The organism is Amycolatopsis sp. SID8362, from assembly GCF_010550475.1.
GTDB classification, from domain to species: Bacteria; Actinomycetota; Actinomycetes; order Mycobacteriales; family Pseudonocardiaceae; genus Amycolatopsis; species Amycolatopsis eburnea.
The window spans coordinates 1-16,199 of sequence record NZ_JAAGNB010000864.1 but is presented as its reverse complement, the minus strand read 5'-3'; the positions used below and the strand labels follow the sequence as shown (position 1 = coordinate 16,199).

The window sequence follows — 16,199 nt, the reverse complement described above, 5'->3', positions numbered from 1 at the left end:
CCCGAAGCAGCCCCCTGCGCCACCGGCCGGACCCAAGGCCGCCGCCCCTGCCCCGCCCGGCAAGGACAAGAAGGAGCAGGCCGCACCGGACAAGCCCGCGGCGGACAAAGCCGCCAAGAAGGAAAAGGCGGCCGGCCCCCGCTCGCCCGGCGCGGACCCGAAGTTCCAGGCGCTCAAGAAGGACGTCACCGCCAAGAAGAAGGCCATCGGCTCGAGCCACCCGCCGGCGACCGCGGAAGCCGGCTCGGCTCAGGCCGCCGCGGAGCCCCCGGCCGACGACCGCGAGGCGCGGGGCAAGGCGGCCCACGCCGAGGACATGGACGCCGCGCAGCCCAAGGAGTTCAACAAGCAGGAGTTCGTCGCCGCGGTCAAGAAGGCCGTGGCCGACCGAGCGCCGAAGAACCTCGACGAGGCCGACAAGTTCAGCGGCTCGGGCAAGGCCGAGGAGGTCAAGAACGAGGTCCAGGGCAAGGTCGGCGAGGGCAAGGACGCCTCGGCCAAGGAGATCGCCGACACCACCGCCGCGCCCCCGCAGCCGGCGCCGGACGGCAAGCAGGTCGTGCCGATGGCTCCGGACAAGGTGCCGGGCAAACCGGCCACGCCCGACCCTGACCGGGCCGCGCCCGACCGGCTGCCGCCGTCGGCGACGGACATGTCGGCCGGGCCGGAGCAGGTCAAGCAGGACATGGCCCAGGCGAACGTCACCGAGCAGCAGCTCGACGCCGGCAACTCGCACGAGCCGCAGTTCGACAAGGCGGTCAAAGAGAAGAAGACGATGGACGCCCACTCCGAGGCGGCGCCGAAGAAGCTGCGTGCCGCGGAGTCCGGTGAGCTCAAGCAGGTCAAGGCGACCGCGGCGGCACAGGGCGCGGCCGCGATGGCCGGCATCCACGCCACCCGGGTGACGACCGGCAAGCAGGTGGGCACCGGCAAGGGCGGCGCGAAGAAGAGCGACGAGGACAAGCAGAAGGAAGTCACCGGCCTGCTCCAGAAGCTCTTCGACCAGACGAAGACCGACGTCGAAAAGATCCTGACCGACCTGGACAAGAAGGTCGACGACGAGTTCACCGCCAAGGAGAAGGTCGCCCGCGACCGGTTCACCCAAGAGCACGAAGACGGGATGCGCCGCTACAAGGACGAGCGCTACGGCGGCTGGTGGGGCTGGACGAAGTGGGTCAAGGACAAGTTCGCCGGCCTGCCGGAGGAGGCCAACCGGATCTACGAGCACGCCAGGGACAACTACCTGGCGGCGATGGACCGGATCATCACCGAGATCGCCGACACGGTCGACGGCGAGCTGAAACGCGCGAAGGAGCGCATCGCGGCCGGCCGCAAGGACATCAAGGACGCGGTGGACAAGCTGCCGGCCGAGCTCAAGGCCATCGGCCGGTCGGCGGCCGCCGACTTCGACGCCAAGTTCGACGAGCTGGCGGACACCGTCAACGAGAAGGGCAGTGACCTGGTCGAGAGCCTGGCCACCAGGTACACCGACGCGGTCAAGTCGGTCGACGACGAGATCGCCGCGGAGAAGGAGAAGAACAAGGGCCTGGTGGCCAAGGCGGTGGCGGCGATCGGCGGCGCCATCAAGGCCATCATCGAGCTGGGCAAGCTGCTGCTCGGCGTGCTGGCCAAGGCGGCGTCCGCCGTCGGCTACATCCTCAAGAACCCGATCGGCTTCCTCGGCAACCTCGTCACCGGCGTCGGCGGCGGGCTGAAACTGTTCATGAAGAACGCGGGCCGGCACCTGGAGCAGGGCGTGCTGGCGTGGCTGCTGGGCACGGGCATCGGCGCGTCGGCCGGGCTCACGCTGCCGGCCACGTTCGACATCGCCGGCATCCTGATGCTGATCGCCACGCTGCTCGGGCTGTCGTGGCCGAACATCCGCTCGCGCCTGGCCCGCAAGGTCCCCGAGCGGGCCATCACCGCGGCCGAAACGGCGATCCCCCTGGTCTCGGAGGTCAAACGCCGGGGCGTGGCCGGCATGTGGGACGACCTGAAGACCCGCGTCGGCGACCTCAAGAAGGACCTGATCGGCAAGCTGGTGAGCTACCTGCTGCCGACGATCGTCATCGCCGGGATCACCTGGATCGCGTCGCTGTTCACGCCGGCGTCGGCGTTCATCCGCGCCTGCAAGATGATCATCGACATCATCCGCTTCGTCGTCACCAACGCCCGCCGGATCATCGAGTTCGTCAACGCGGTCCTCGACGCGGTGATCGCCATCGCGAAGGGCGGCACCGGCGGCGTTCCCGCGTTGGTGGAGAACGCGCTGGCCCGGGCGATCCCCGTCCTGATCGGCGCGCTGGCGGCCCTGCTGGGCATCGGCGGCATCGCCGCCAAGGTCAAGAACATCTTCCAGCAGCTCGCCCGCCCGGTGAACCGCGCCATCGACTGGGTCATCGACAAGATCTCCGGCCTGGTCAAGAAACTGTGGGCCAAGCTCAAGCCGAAGCCGAAGAAGAAGCGCCCACCGGCACGCCCGAAGCGGCCGCGACGGCCGGTCCGGGACCGCACGCGCAAGCGCCGCCGCCCCGACCGGCGCCGGCCGGGGAAGCGACGCCCGGACCGTCGCAAGGACCGCCGCGACAAGCGGGCCGACAAGAAGAAGCGCTCCCTGGACGCCGCGCTGCGGGAGGCCACCCGCCTGCTCAAGGACCCGGACGCGACACCGGAAAGCATCCAGCGCAAGCTGCCCGCCATCAAACGGCGGCACAAGCTCACGTCGATCCGGCTGAAGAAGATCGGGAAGGACTCCTACGCGATCCGGCTCGCCATCAACCCGGAGGCGGAGACGCGGCCGGAGGAACTGTTCCCCTACGAGGTCGGCAGGGCCAAGGGCGGGTTCACCATCAGCCGGCGCGAAGGCGTGGTCGACCAGCTCAGCCCGCACCGGATCCCGATGGAGGGGCTCGACAAGCGGACCGGCTTCGTCGTCACCATCGCGACCATCCCGGCCGGTGTGAAGGACAACCCGGACCTGGCCATCCGGTACCTCACCACCGGCTGGGAGGGCGGCACCAGGGACATCGCGGCCGCGCGGACCGCCGTCGTCATCGGGGTCAACGGGCTCGAACACCTCGATCCCGCCAAGGGGAAGAACGAGATCTCCAAGGCCGTCGACGACGTCCACAAGACGCCGGAACTCCTCCTGGCCGTGTTCGGCTTCGTCTGGACGCCGCGGTGGGTCAAGCGCGGTACGGACCACGCCGTCCCGTTCTCCGACGTCCGCGCGGCGTACAACGAGCTGTCCGACCCCAAGGTGCGCAAGCACGCCGAGCAGCAGGAGAAGGGCCTGCGGGACAAGAAGGCGTTGCCGTACGGCCTGTTCCGCCAGGAGGTGCTCGGCTCCCCCTACGTCAGCACCGCGGTCAGCGTGCTCAAGGACATGAACGACGTCGTGTACGTCGTGGGCCAGGACGCCGACACCGGTGCCGCGGCCAAGAACGCGATGGGTGTGCTCGCCGCGTACCAGAAGGTGCTCGACGAAATGGAGCAGGACCCGCTGCTCGTCGTCGGCGGCTACCACTTCGCCGGGTACAAGTGGACGAAGCGCGGCTCCAAGCGCCGGGAACAGCTGACCGTCCAGTTCAACGAGATCGACCGGGCGGTCCGGGTCGCGATCAACGAGAAGTACCCGCAGATGCTCTACCCGACCGAGCCCAACATGCTGATCAAGGCGTTCGAGAACCGCCAGGGCCGGCTCCGCGGCATCTTCCAGGACACCAGGGCCAAGGCGTTGCTCGCGGCCCAGGGCGAGATCTACGGCGTCGGCGCGGCGGAGGGCCGCTTCCTGCGCAACCGGCTGATGGAGATCTTCGGCGTCGAGTTCAAGATCGTCTTCGTGCCGGAGGTGAGCACGGTGACGAGCCCGGAGCCCGGCGACGTCAGACGCCGCCTCGAGTCGACCCCGGCCCACGTCCGCGCCTCGGCCAGGCAGAAGCAGCTCCTCGTGGAGGACGGCAAGGTCGTCGAGTCCGACACCATCCGCCGCGCACACCGGGCCTACGCGATGATGATGCAGTCCCAGACGATGACCAGCGCCGTGAACCTCGCCCGGGAGTTCACCTTGGCCACACCGGAACTGAGTGCGTTGTCCCGGAGTGCGCGGAGCGATTTCCAGGCCAGGCTCGAAGAACTCGTCTTCGTCCACGTCGAGGAAGCCGCGCTGCTGATGGCGGACAAGCCCAAGCTGACCGGGAACAGCCCCGAGATCAAGGCCCAGCTGAACAAGCTCCGCGACGGCGTCGCTACCCTGGTGGACCTGCTGCCGGCACGCGGCCGGGAAGAGGCACAGGCGGCCCTCACCAAGGCGGACGAGTTGACCCAGGCGATCATCGACGCCATGACGGCCGCGGAGCTCAAGACCGTCTGGAAACCGCTGAGCAGTCTGCTGAAGACGATCGACCGCGAACGACGTAGCCGCGAAGGCGGGGCACGATGAGTCTCGAGGAACTGCGCGCGGAGGCGTCGCGCGACGACTACCCCTCGATGGCCCGGCTGGCGCGGGCCCTGTACGAGACCGGGCTCGGCCCGCGCGAGGTCCTGCGCGAGTGCTTCGGCGTCGAGTTCCCCGCCGAGTTCTTCGTGCTGCACGAGGCCGACCCGTCGCTGCTGTTCCTCTTCACCAATCAACCGGCGAAGCTGGCGGTGCCGCTCGACCGCGGCGGACCGCCACCGGCGGCCAACCCGATGAGCAAGACCGAGCGGGACGTCTTCACCCGCGATCCGGACCTCGTGCCGCTCGTGTTGTGCCTCAAGGCCTACGCCGCCTTCGGTGGCAAGTTCCTGTGCTACCGCCTCAGTGAGCTGGCGGCGGGCCGGTCGACGGTCTTCGCCATCGAGCGCTACGCCACGCCGGACAGCGAGATCACGCGTGCCGGGGACTCCCTGCTGGCGGCCCTGTACGAGCACCACACCGCCCACCTGGCCTGGGTCGAGGCGGAGGAACGCGCCACGGCGGGCCAGAGCGGCGGCGGCACGGTGGACGAGGAAGACATCGCGATCGCCCAGGAACGACTCGTGGAGATCGAGGACCTGCGACGGCAGGTCTGAGTCAGGCCTGGAACGCGTGGATCACGTGCACGGCGAACCGCCGGGCCGCCGCGGCCGGGATGCCGCTGCCCGCCGTGAGCATGAGGACCAGGTCGTTCACGGTGACGTCCGGCCGCAGGTGACCCGTGGCCTTGGCGCGGCGGATGAGTTCCGCCGCCGCGGTCAGGGACGAAGCTCTCATGGCCCCGAAGTCCAGCGCCTGCGGGTACGCCGACTTCACCACCTCGATGAAGCCGTGGTCACGCACTTGCAGCGCGCACAGCTTCTCTACGACGAAGCAAAACCCACGCCAGGCGTCAGGATCGGCGAGCCCTTGAGTCAACGTGGACTGCCAAACGCGCGACTGGTCCGTGAACGCCTCGGTGACCAGCGTCCGCTTCGTCGGGAAGTGGCGGTACACCGTCGCGGGGCCGACTTCGGCGCGGCGGGCTATTTCGCGGATCGGGACGTCCGGTCCGGCCGCGCCGATCGCCGTGCGGGCCGCGGTGAGGATGCGGGCGCGGTTGTCGCCGGCGTCGGTGCGAGGCAAGCGGGCGGTCATCGCTCTCACTTTAGGTGAACGCGGACGGCGGTTCGTTAGCGTGGCGGGACATGAGCAGGCACGACGGCGACAGCTGGGACGAGACATCCGGTGTGGGGGCGACCGCCACCCTCGCCGCCGTGGCCCGGGCGGTGGCGAGCCGGGAGAACGGCATCGACGACCCGTTCGCCGCGCCGCTCGTGCGGGCCGTCGGCGTCGATCTCCTCACCCGGCTGGCGACCGGCGAGACGGCTCCCGGTGAGCTGGTCGGGCGGGGCGCGATCGACGGGGCCAAGGTGCGGACCAGGTTCTACGACGGCTTCTTCCTCGACGCGGCGGACGCGGGTGTCACGCAGGTCGTCATCCTGGCTTCGGGCCTGGATTCCCGCGCCTACCGGCTGCACTGGCCGGCCGGGACCGTGGTGTACGAGGTCGACCGGCCGCGGGTCGCGGAGTTCAAGACCCGGGCCATGGCCGGGTTCGGCGCGGTGCCCACGGCCGAGCGGCGGGTGGCCGCGGTGGACCTGCGCGACGACTGGGCCGGCGCGCTGCGCGCCGCCGGGTTCGACCCGGGCCTGCCGACCGCGTGGAGCGCCGAAGGTCTGCTGGGCTACCTGCCGCCGGAGGCGCAGGACCGCTTGCTGGACACCATCACCGGCCTCAGCGCGCCGGGGAGCCGGCTGGCGACCGAGAGCCGGCCGAACCCGCGGCCGGGCGAGGAGGAGCGGACGAAAGCGAGCTTGGACCGCATCTCCGCGCGCTGGCGCGAGCACGGCTTCGAGCTGGACCACGCGGGGCTGCGGTACTTCGGGCCGCGCAACGAAGCCGCCCCCTACCTGGCCGGGCTCGGCTGGACGGTGACCGGCAGCAGCGTCCGGGACCTCTTCGCCGCCTACGGACTTCCGCCGCTGGCCGACGACGGGCTGCGGATGGGCGGCGTCCGCTACGTCACCGGGATCCGGTAGCGGCCGCGGCGATGTCGAGCGCGGCTTCCGCGGGGGAGCGGTCGTCGGCGTCGTCGCCGCGTTCGGGGTGGGTGGCCACCGAGCCGGGATCGACCGCTTCGACGTGGATCCCGGCACCGCGCAGTTCGGCGGCCAGTGCCGTGGTCAGGCCTTCGAGGGCGTACTTGGCCAGCGCGTACCCGGGCGCCCGGACGGCGTCGACGTCGGCGCCGATCTGCGCGGCGGCGCCGCTGGAGACGTTGACGATCCGGGCGGCGGGCGCGGCCCGCAGCAGCGGCAGGCAGGCCTGCGTGAGTGCCCAGGTGCCGAGCACGACGACGTCGTAGGAAGCGCGGGCCGCGGCGATGTCCGCGTCCAGCAGGGAGGTCACGGTGAAGTCGGGCATGTTCGCCGCGTTGTTGACCAGCGCGTCGAGGCGCCCGGCCGTGGCGCGGAGGTGCTCGGCGCAGGCCTCGACATCCGCCGGGTTCGTGAGGTCGAGGCGCACGGCGTCGGCGGAGAGCCCTTCGGCGACGAGCTGATCGGCCAGCTCCCGGGTCTGCTCGAGGTTCCGCCCGGCGAGGACGGCGTGGTAGCCGCGGGTGGCGAGTTCACGGGCCACGGCGAAGCCGAGCCCGCGCGCCCGGCTCGCGCCGGTGACGAGGGCGACTTTGGATTCGTTCATGACTCCTACTGTAGGGAACTCCTACAATTGTGCCAACCCGCTTTCTTGACCTAGGATCACGGCCATGTCCTCCGCCGACCGCCCGCGGGCCCTGCTGCGCTGGCCGACCTACCTGATGGGCCGCCTCCACCGCGCCGGCGTCGCGCGCATCGACGAAGAGCTGGTGGCGGTGGGCACGTCGTTGCGCGAGTTCTACGTCCTGGTCTGCGTCGGCGAGTACGGGCCGCTGTCCCAGCAGTCCGTCGCCGACCGGCTCGGCCTCGACCGCAGCGACCTGGTGAAGGTGCTCGACCGCCTGGAAGCGGCGGGCTGGGTCGTGCGCGAACGGGACACCGAGGACCGCCGCCGGCACGTGCTGACGTTGACCGGCGACGGCCGCGCGGTGGTGGCGAAGACCGAGGAGATCTCGGGCGCGGTGACCGGTGAGCTGCTCGCCCGGCTGACCCCGCGCGAACAGGACACCCTGCACCGGTTGCTGCTGAAGGCTTCCGGGGATCAGGCGGACCGGTAGCGGCTCGCGAGTTCGGGGCGCTGGCCGCCGAACGCCGCCAGCTCCGCCCCGAAGACCGACTCCAGCAGCCCGCCGTCCTCCACCCCCGGCGCGCACACGACCTCGTCGAGCTCCAGCCCGCGCAGGGACGCCGAGACGACGTCGTCGGCGCTCATCCGCGGCACCGCGCTCAGGTCCAGGCCTTGGCGGGAGTGGAACTCGGTCGCGACCACCCCCGGGCACACCACCTGCACGCGGACGCCGGTGCCGTCCAGCTCGGCGCTCAGCGTCTGCGACATCGTGACCAGGTGGGCGAGGGTCCCGGCGTAGACGGTCCGCCGCGGCAGCTGTGCCTGCGGGGCTGGCCCGCTGAAGGCGATCATCCCCGCCACGTTCACGATCGCGCCGCGCCCGCGTTCCACCATGCCCGCCACGGCCGCGCGCGCGAGCAGCGTGGGGGCGAGGACCTTGACCTTGACCAGTTCGCGGGCCTTGGCCGCGGGAAGCTCTGCGAACGGCATGTAGTGCGCGACACCGGCGTTGTTCACCAGCAGGTCGAGCGGCTCGGTGCCGGCGATTTCCGCGACCGCGTCGATGCCGTCGTCGGTGGCCAGGTCGGCCGCCACGGTGCGGACCTTGACCCCGGTGTGGGCGGCGGCGAACTCGTCGAGCCGCTCCTGGCGCCGTCCGACGAGCACCAGGTCGTGGCCGTCGGCGGCCAGGCGCTCGGCGAACGCCCGGCCGATGCCCGACGTCGCGCCGGTGACGAGGGCGAGCTTGCTCATGATCGAACGTCCTTCCGGAGGGGTGGGGCGGGCGCGAGCGCGGCGGAACCGAGCAGCGCCAGCTTGTCCGCGGCGTCGGTGCCGGGATCGGGGTGGTAGACCGCGAGCACGAGCCCCGGGGCGTCGCTGAGCAGCAGCTTTTCCCGGTTCAGCACCAGTTCGCCGACCTGCGGGTGGGCGAAGCGCACGGTCGCGCCCCGCCGGTTCGCGACGTCGTGGCGGGCCCACAGCTCCCGGAACCGGGGACTGGCCAGGGAAAGCTCCCCGACGAGCTCGATGAACCGCGGGTCGCCGGTCTCCGTCCCGACCGACTGGCGGAACCCCGCCACCAGGCTCTGGGTGGCGAGGTGCCAGTCGGGGAAGAGGGCCTGCTCGGCCGGGTCGAGGAAGACGTCCCGCAGCCGGTTGGCGCCGGCGACGAGCCGCGGCGAGATCGCCTCGGCGAGCGGGTTGGCCGCCAGCACGTCGAGGTAGCGGCCCTCGACGAACGCGGGCAGCCCGACCGCCGCGAGGAACTTGACCACGCCGGGTGGGACGGTCTCCTTGCGGCGCCGCCGTCGTTTCGGTGGCCGCTGCTCGGTGAGGCCGATCAGGTACGCCGTGGTGTCGTCGTCGAGCTGCAGCACGCGGGCGATCGCTTCGAGGACCTGCCGCGACGGGTTGCGGTCGCGGCCCTGCTCCAGGCGCAGGTAGTAGTCGGCGCTGATGCCGGCCAGCTGCGCGACCTCTTCCCGGCGCAGCCCCGGCACCCGCCGCACGCCGCCGGCCGGGATGCCCGCCCGCTCGGGCGAAAGCAGCTCCCGGCGGGCGCGGAGGTGATCGCCCAGGAGGTTCGGTTCGTCGGTCACCACTTCACGGTAATCCGCGCGCGGCGCCCGTGCCTGGTCCTGTCACCCCCAGGAACATCCGTCCGATGTGGACGGATCAGCCGACCGGGAACTTGACGCCGGTGAGCTCTTCCGACACCGTCCACAGGCGACGCTGCACCGCGACGTCGTAGGACTGCGGGCTCGAGGCGACGACCTGCGGGCGCCCGCGGTAGCCGCCGAGGCCGTCGGGGCCGTAGTACTGGCCGCCGAGGGCGGCGGGGTCGGTCGCGGCGCGCAGGATCGGGAGCGCGCCCCGCTCCGAGCTCTGGGTGAACAGCGGCGCGACGGCCGGGAACAGCGCGCGGACGATCGCGGGGGAGTTGCGCATCAGCTCGGTGCGCGCCACGCCGGGGTGCGCGGCGACGGCGGCGGTGGTGCCGCGCGGCGCCAGCCGGCGCTGCAGCTCGTAGCTGAACATCAGGTTGGCGAGCTTGGCCTGCCCGTAGGCGGCGACGCGGTCGTAGGAGTTCTCCCACTGCAGGTCGTCGAAGTGGATCGCGGCGCGGATGCGGTGGGCGATGCTGGCGACCGTCACCACGCGGGACCCCTCGACCGGCAGCAGCAGGTCGAGCAGCAGCCCGGTGAACGCGAAGTGCCCGAGGTGGTTGGTGCCGAACTGCAGCTCGAAGCCCTCGCGGGTGGTCTGCCGCGGCGGGTACATGACGCCGGCGTTGTTGATCAGCAGGTCGATCTTCGGCAGCGTGCCGCGCAGGTCCGCGGCGGCGGCGCGCACGGAGTCCAGGGAGGCGAGGTCCAGCTCCTGCACGGTGACGTCGGCGTTCGCACCCAGCTTGGCGGCCGCCTTCTTGCCCTTCTCGACGTCGCGCACGGCCAGCACCAGGGTCGCGCCGCGCTCGGCGAGCGCCTTGGCGGTGTCGAAGCCGAGCCCGGTGTTGGCGCCGGTGATCACGGCGACGCGGCCCTGCTGGCTCGGGATGTCGCGCTCGGTCCAGTTCCTGCTCATGACGGTCCCTCCGGTGGCGGCCCTTGCGGACCGGCGGTCTGTTATGTCTCCGACGCTAAGGAACCGTCGGTCTGTTGTCAAGAGACTGTCGGTCTTTAACTTCGCGCGAGGAGCGTTAGGCTGATCTCATGACCTTCCAGCGGGCGCGCAGCGCGGAGCAGCGAGAGGCGCGGCGGCGCACGATCCTCGACACGGCGCTGGCCATGCTCGACGAGATGCCGGTGGCCGACGTGAGCCTCAACGAGCTCAGCCGTCGGGTCGGCCTGGCGAAGTCGAACGTGCTGCGCTACTTCGAATCCCGCGAAGCCGTCCTGCTCGAACTGCTCCAGGTCGCGCTGCGGGACTGGCTGGCCGAGGTGGCGGACGAACTGGCCGCCGGCGTCGACCGGGACGCGCCCGCGCGTCTTCGCGGCGACGCGTTCGCGGCCGTGGTCGCGCAGTCCCTGGCCCGCCGCACGGTGCTGTGCGACCTGATCGGCGCGCAGGCGGGTGTCCTGGAGCACAACGTGTCGGTCGATGTCGTGGTGCGGTTCAAGCAGTCGGCCCTGGCGGGGCTGGAGTCGATGGCCGACCTGCTGCGGAGCTACGTCCCCGAGGTGGGCGAGGAGGCGGCGTCGGTCTGCCTGACGGCGATGATCCTGACCGGCGGGCTGTGGACGCACTGCCGCCCGTCGCCGAGCGCACTGGCGGCGTACGAGGCGGACCCGGCGCTGCGGGCGTTGCACTTGGAGCTGGCGCCGGCGCTGCAGCACGGGTTGGCGACGCTGATCTCGGGAGCCATGGCCCGCTGACGGCTACGGCCGCCGGGCACGCCGACAGTGCCGATCGGCAACGTCATGAACGACCCTTTCATCTCGCCAAACGTCAGGGGTCCGGCAAAGTCAGCTCGGCCCGCGACGACATGAATGAGTCATTCACGTCATCGGACGACAGGGCTCCGGCAAAGTCGGTTCGAGCGTTCGTCACGCTCTGCCCGGAGTGGCCAACACGCCGTCCGGAACGGCCAACATGGCGCCTGGAGTGGCCACCATGGCACACGATGCGCCCCTGTCGGCGTGTTGGCCGTTCTCGTGCTCGCCGTGCCCACCTGGGCGGTGACTTTGCCGGAGCCCTGTCGTCGGACGAGGTGAAAGGGCCGTTCACTACGTCCCGGGCCAGGGCCCCGGCAAAGTCGCGCCGGCGAGCGGGTGACCGGCCGCGGGCCGGCCGCGTGGTCTGCGCGGCGTCGCGGGGATGTCGTGAATGGGTCATTCATGTCGTCTGGTGAGGTGAATGACTCTTTCATGTCATCGCGGACCGCCGGACCGGCCGCGCCGGCGCGAGTTTGCCGGACTCTGTCGTCGGACGTGGTGAAAGGGTCGTTCATGACCTCCGGACCCGGAGTCTCGGCTACGGCCGTCTTGACACGGTTGCTCACTCATTCATACATTTGTTGTCACTTTGTATGAATGACGGGAGTTGATCCGCATGCGGCTCGGCCAGACCGCCGTCGTCCTGGGCGGCAGCGCCGCCGGTCTCTGCACCGCCGGTGCCCTCGCGCCCTTCTTCGAGCGGGTGCTCGTGCTGGAACGCGACCGGCTGCCGGCCGGTGCCGAACACCGGCGCGGGGTGCCGCAGAGCAAGCACCCGCACTTCCTGCTGAACTCGGGGCGGCGGGCGATCGGCGCGCTGTTCCCCGGGTTCGAGGACGACCTGATCGCGGCGGGCGGGCTGCACCTGATGCCGTCCATGGACGCGGCCTACCTCGACGGCGAGGGCTGGTCGGCGCGCAAGCGCAGTGCGATGACGATGATCTACGGCTCGCGGATCCTCATCGAGCGGGTGCTGCGCGACAAGGTGCGGGAGCTGTCGAACGTCGTCATCCGCGAAGGGGTCACCGCCGGTGGCCTGACCTTCGACGGCGGGGCGGTCGCCGGGGTCGAGGCCGGTGGTGAGCACCTCGACGCGGACTTCGTCGTCGACGCCATGGGCCGCGGCTCAGCCGTCGCCGGCTGGCTGGCGGCGGCCGGGTGGCCCGAACCGGAGACGCGGACGCTCGACGCCAAGGTCACCTACACCTCGCGCTGGTACGACCTGCCCGCCGAGCGCCCGGCGTCCTGGTGGTGGCGGCACCTGGTGATCATGCCGACCCCGGACAAGGGCGAGCACCCCGCCGAGCACGACTTCCTGGTCAACTTCTTCCCCGTGGAAGGCAACCGGGTCATCGCCTGCATGGGCTCGTGGGGACTCGAAATGCCGCGCACCACCGACGCGTTCGCCGAAGTGGCCCGCCGGGTGCGGACGCCGTTGTTCGCGGCCGCGATGGAGCGGTGCGAGCCGACGTCCGAAGTGCACCTCACCCGCTCGACCGGCAACAAGTGGCGCCGCTACGACCGCCTGCGCACGCCGCCGCGCGGCCTGGCGTTCGTCGGGGACGCGATCTGCGCCTTCAACCCCTTCTACGCGCAGGGGATCAGCTCCGCGGCGGGCTCGGCGCTGCTCCTGCGCGAACACCTTTCCCGCGCCGGCCGCCTCGACGACGGCTTCAGCAAGCGCTTCCTCGCCGCGCAGCGCAAGGCGCTCCAGGTGCCGTGGCGGCTCGCGATGGCGCGGGACCAGGGCTACGAATGCGCCGAGGGCACGGAAAAGCCGCCCGAGTGGAAACGCCGGGTGCTCGCGGCGGTGTCCGCGCCGGCGTTCAGCCTGATCGTCGGCGCCGCCCGGGAAGACGATGTCGTCGACGAGCACTTCGCCAAGGTGTTCAACCTCGACGAGTCGCTGGGGGACATGCTGGGCAACCCGCGGGTGCTCGCCGGGCTCGTGCGCTACCGCGTCCGCGCGGCGCTGGGGCGGCACCGGGTCCCGTTCGGGTTCGATCCCCGCGCCGAACCGCCTGCCACGGACTATTCGACGGTGGCCACGCGATGAGCCCGGCGTGCGGGCCGGACGCCGAGGCCGTCACCCGCGGGCTCGGGTTCGACTGCCACGACGTCTCCCCGGTGGTGTCGGTCCGCTTCCCGTGGGACCTGGCGGACTGGACGATGCCGGTGCTCGAAGCGCTCGTCGTCGCCGGTGCCGTTTTCGCGCTGGTGCACGCCCTTCGCCGGTACCGCGCGGGTGATCCGGTCAACCTGGCGCTGTGGGGCGCTTCCCTGGTCTACCTCTTCGTCACCGAACCACCGCTGTACTTCCCGGAGTGGTTCGGCCTCGACCGGCTGTACGGCTTCATCTTCGCCCACAACCGGTTCACCGTGCAGTTCATGGGGGACCGGCTGCCGCTCTACATCGTGGCGTTCTACCCGGCGTTCAGCCAGCTCGCGTACGAAGTCGTGCGGTCGCTCGGGATCTTCCGGCGCGGCGCGCTGCGCGGCTCGGTGGCCGTCGCCTTCGTGTGCCAGGTGTTCTACGAGGTCTTCGACCAGATCGGGCCGCCGCTGAAGTGGTGGGCCTGGAACCCCGGCAACGCCATCGTCAACCACCCCGCGCTCGCGACGGTGCCGATGACCAGCATGCTGCTGTTCGCCTCGGTTTCGATGGCGGCGATGACCTACCTGGCCGTGCGCCTGCGCGGCCGGGCCGCGTTCCTGCTGGCCGGTGTGCTCACGCCGTTGGCGATGGTGGTCGCCGGCCTTCCGGCGAGCCTGTTCCAGGGCGACTTCACGGCGCAGGCGTGGATCCTCGGCGCCGAACTGGCCCTGGTCTGGCTGGGCGGCGGCTGGATCGTCGCCACCCAGCGGTCCCCGGTGGACGTGTCCGCCTTCGCCCGGATCTACCCCGCCGTCTACCTGGGAGTGCTGGCCGTCATCTGGCTGGCCTCGCTGCCGTCCCACGACGTCCCGATCGGAAGCGGGCTGTACGCGCTCGCCTGCTTCGCCGCGGCCGGCCTGGTGCTGGCCGCGCTGCACCGGGCCCGCCGGCCCGCGCCGGTGTGACCGTCGGGGAAGATGACGGGCATGGGGCACCACGGATGGCGGGGCAACCCGCCCGGCACGGAAGACGAGGCACGCCGCCGCATCGTCGAGGCGGCGACGGCGTGCCTCGACCGCGTCGGGCTGGCGAAGACGAGCCTGTCCGATGTGGCCGCCGAAGCCGGCGTCACGCGGCAGACCGTCTACCGCTACTTCCCGAGCCTGAAGGACATCCTCCGCGCGGTCGGGCTGGCCGGGGTCGAGGAGTTCGCCGCGCGGATGGAACGCCACCTGGCCACGTTCGGCACCGCGACCGAAGCCGCGGTGGAATCGGTGGTCTGGGCCGTCCGCACGGTGCCCGGCGAGCCGCACCTCGGTCTGCTGCTGCAGGCGGGCGAAGCCGACTTCTTCACCGACGGCGTGATTTCGCCGCTCGCGTTCTCCTTCGGCACGCGCATCCTCCGCAACGTCCCGGTCGACTGGGCGGCGGCGGGCGTCACCACCGAGGAGGACCTGCGCGGTCTCGCCGAGATCCTGATGCGCCTGTTCATGTCGTTCCTGCAGCACCCGACGGCCCCGCCGCTCACGGACGACGAGCTGCGCGCGCTGGTCCGCCGCTGGCTCGGCCCGGCCCTCGGCGGCTGACCTCAGACCTCCGTGATGCGCGGCGACTTGAGGTATTCGACGAGGTTCGGGGGCGCGTAGGGCGGCCGCATGTTCTCGTGGCGGTGCTGCGCGCACGACGCGAGCGACTCCGACGGCGGGTCCACCACGCCGATCTCGCGGTCGATCGAGCCGAACCACTTGTACAGCCGGTTCAGCGAGTTGTGCAGCACGCCGAGGTCGTCCGCGGGCGGCAGGCCGTCGAACCCGTCCGGGGTGAAGACCAGCCCGCACTTCTCGGCCCTGGCCACCAGCCAGTGCAGGGCGAGCCCCGACAGGCCCTGCTCGGGGTAGCCGCCGCCGACGTCGGAGTGGGCGCCGCAGAACCAGACCTGCTCGCGCTCCTGGCCGTCCGCGCCGGGCGAGGGCTGCCAGACGGCCGGGCGGAACGCCTTCCGGTGCTCGTCCACGGCCAGTGCCTGGAAGGCCGACTGCACGGTCGAGGTCAGCTGCGTGTCGTGGAACTGCCAGCGCCGGTTCAGCAGGTTGAGCAGGCGGCCGCCGCTGAGCGGGATGCCCAGCGCGCCCACGGTGTCCCAGACGCCGACGAACCGGACCGGGGTCACGTCCTGGTGCGAGAAGCTCTCCCGGAACTCCCGCGCCGCGGGGCTCGCCGGCCCGGTCGCTGGATCCCGGTCGCGGTAGAGCCGGTAGGCCTCGTCGACGCGGCTCGCGTGCCGGGGGAGCAGCACGCCGCAGTTGCGGATCAGGCCGACGACGCTGCGCGCGGTGTAGGCGCCGCGGCTGAAGCCGAAGAAGAACAGCTCGTCCCCGGGCTCGTAGTGCTCGACGACGAACCGGTAGGCGTCGCGCACGTTGGCGGACAGCCCCCAGCCGAACGCGCCGCCGGCCAGCCGGTCCCACAACCGCTTCCCGGTCCCGACGCCTTCGTGGTAGTGCACCAGCTGCTTCGTCCCGGCCGGATCCACCGCGGCGACGGCGTCCTTGACCTTGACGACGTTCGTCGGCGCCTTCTGGGTGAGTGAGTTCCAGGTGCCGTCACAGCAGACGACCAGTCGTTTCGCCATCGTTGCCTCCCCGGCGCCGGACATGCGTGAGTCGCATCCGGACGGTGGCCCGTTACTCCGCCCGATTGCGTCTGGGTAACGCATCCCTTGCAATCGTTGCACTTGATGTCAATTACCCACGTCCCTAGCGTGAAAGGCATGAACCTCACCGTCCTCGCGGCGTCCGGCCGGACCGGCCTCGAGCTCACCCGCGAAGCCCTCCGGCGCGGCCACACCGTCACCGCCGTCGCCCGCGACCCCGCCCGCATCCCGCTGCCCGACGGCGGCGGGCTGCGCAAAGCCACCGCCGACGTGGCCGACCCGGCGAGCGTC

15 protein-coding genes are annotated in these 16,199 nt (G+C 71.3%); 9 read left to right on the top strand and 6 right to left on the bottom strand.

Annotated features, from left to right (window positions below; translation table 11 throughout):
- Both G3I65_RS26995 and G3I65_RS26990 read left to right on the top strand, forming a co-directional pair.
- A partial coding sequence (locus G3I65_RS26995) for a hypothetical protein (RefSeq protein WP_160698606.1) occupies nucleotides 1-4,441 on the top strand: 4,441 nt, incomplete at its 5' end.
- Nucleotides 4,438-5,052, top strand: coding sequence for a hypothetical protein (locus tag G3I65_RS26990; RefSeq protein ID WP_160698605.1), 615 nt, complete (start codon nucleotides 4,438-4,440; stop codon nucleotides 5,050-5,052). The genes G3I65_RS26995 and G3I65_RS26990, both read left to right, overlap by 4 nt.
- 1 nt (nucleotide 5,053) lies before the next feature.
- Here the strand turns inward: G3I65_RS26990 and G3I65_RS26985 are convergent, their stop codons facing one another.
- Nucleotides 5,054-5,593, bottom strand: coding sequence for a TetR/AcrR family transcriptional regulator (locus G3I65_RS26985; protein WP_166640614.1), 540 nt, complete (start codon nucleotides 5,591-5,593; stop codon nucleotides 5,054-5,056).
- A gap of 50 nt (nucleotides 5,594-5,643) precedes the next feature.
- Between G3I65_RS26985 and G3I65_RS26980 the strand changes: the two genes are divergently transcribed.
- Nucleotides 5,644-6,537, top strand: a complete 894-nt coding sequence (locus tag G3I65_RS26980; protein WP_160698603.1) for an SAM-dependent methyltransferase — start codon at nucleotides 5,644-5,646, stop codon at nucleotides 6,535-6,537.
- On the opposite strand, the gene G3I65_RS26975 is transcribed toward G3I65_RS26980, so the two are convergent.
- Nucleotides 6,521-7,201 carry an SDR family NAD(P)-dependent oxidoreductase gene (locus G3I65_RS26975; protein WP_160698602.1) on the bottom strand — a complete coding sequence of 227 codons (681 nt, stop codon included), beginning with the start codon at nucleotides 7,199-7,201 and terminating at the stop codon, nucleotides 6,521-6,523. The genes G3I65_RS26980 and G3I65_RS26975 overlap by 17 nt on opposite strands.
- Before the next feature lie 64 nt (nucleotides 7,202-7,265).
- On the opposite strand from G3I65_RS26975, the gene G3I65_RS26970 reads away from it, so the two are divergent.
- The gene (locus G3I65_RS26970; RefSeq protein ID WP_160698601.1) at nucleotides 7,266-7,712 is read left to right on the top strand and encodes a MarR family winged helix-turn-helix transcriptional regulator; all 447 of its coding nucleotides are present in this window, start codon (nucleotides 7,266-7,268) and stop codon (nucleotides 7,710-7,712) included.
- Here G3I65_RS26970 and G3I65_RS26965 read toward each other — a convergent pair.
- The 3 genes from G3I65_RS26965 to G3I65_RS26955 form a co-directional block, all read right to left on the bottom strand.
- On the bottom strand, nucleotides 7,697-8,476 hold the full coding sequence (locus G3I65_RS26965; protein ID WP_160698600.1) for an SDR family oxidoreductase: 780 nt from the start codon (nucleotides 8,474-8,476) through the stop codon (nucleotides 7,697-7,699). The genes G3I65_RS26970 and G3I65_RS26965 overlap by 16 nt on opposite strands.
- Nucleotides 8,473-9,324 (bottom strand): helix-turn-helix domain-containing protein, encoded by an 852-nt coding sequence (locus G3I65_RS26960; protein ID WP_160698599.1) that lies wholly within the window; start codon nucleotides 9,322-9,324, stop codon nucleotides 8,473-8,475. The genes G3I65_RS26965 and G3I65_RS26960 overlap by 4 nt, the downstream gene beginning before the upstream one ends.
- Nucleotides 9,325-9,400: 76 nt before the next feature.
- On the bottom strand, nucleotides 9,401-10,309 hold the full coding sequence (locus G3I65_RS26955; RefSeq protein WP_160698598.1) for an SDR family NAD(P)-dependent oxidoreductase: 909 nt from the start codon (nucleotides 10,307-10,309) through the stop codon (nucleotides 9,401-9,403).
- A 128-nt stretch (nucleotides 10,310-10,437) separates the two neighbouring features.
- On the opposite strand from G3I65_RS26955, the gene G3I65_RS26950 reads away from it, so the two are divergent.
- From G3I65_RS26950 to G3I65_RS26935, 4 genes are all read left to right on the top strand, one after another.
- Nucleotides 10,438-11,100 (top strand): TetR/AcrR family transcriptional regulator, encoded by a 663-nt coding sequence (locus G3I65_RS26950; protein ID WP_160698597.1) that lies wholly within the window; start codon nucleotides 10,438-10,440, stop codon nucleotides 11,098-11,100.
- Nucleotides 11,101-11,776: 676 nt separating this feature from the next.
- Nucleotides 11,777-13,216: an NAD(P)/FAD-dependent oxidoreductase gene (locus tag G3I65_RS26945; RefSeq protein WP_160698596.1), complete on the top strand. Its 1,440-nt coding sequence runs from the start codon at nucleotides 11,777-11,779 to the stop codon at nucleotides 13,214-13,216.
- A complete protein-coding gene (locus G3I65_RS26940) occupies nucleotides 13,213-14,220 on the top strand; it encodes a hypothetical protein (RefSeq protein ID WP_160698595.1) in 1,008 nt (335 codons plus the stop codon). Before G3I65_RS26945 ends, G3I65_RS26940 begins: the two co-directional genes overlap by 4 nt.
- 21 nt (nucleotides 14,221-14,241) lie before the next feature.
- On the top strand, nucleotides 14,242-14,841 hold the full coding sequence (locus G3I65_RS26935; protein WP_160698594.1) for a TetR/AcrR family transcriptional regulator: 600 nt from the start codon (nucleotides 14,242-14,244) through the stop codon (nucleotides 14,839-14,841).
- A 2-nt stretch (nucleotides 14,842-14,843) separates the two neighbouring features.
- Here the strand turns inward: G3I65_RS26935 and G3I65_RS26930 are convergent, their stop codons facing one another.
- Complete coding sequence (locus G3I65_RS26930; RefSeq protein ID WP_160698593.1) at nucleotides 14,844-15,887, bottom strand: DUF2235 domain-containing protein; 1,044 nt, start codon at nucleotides 15,885-15,887, stop codon at nucleotides 14,844-14,846.
- Between the two features lie 105 nt (nucleotides 15,888-15,992).
- On the opposite strand from G3I65_RS26930, the gene G3I65_RS26925 reads away from it, so the two are divergent.
- Nucleotides 15,993-16,199: NAD(P)H-binding protein (locus G3I65_RS26925; protein ID WP_309235728.1), on the top strand; the 207-nt coding region annotated here is incomplete at its 3' end.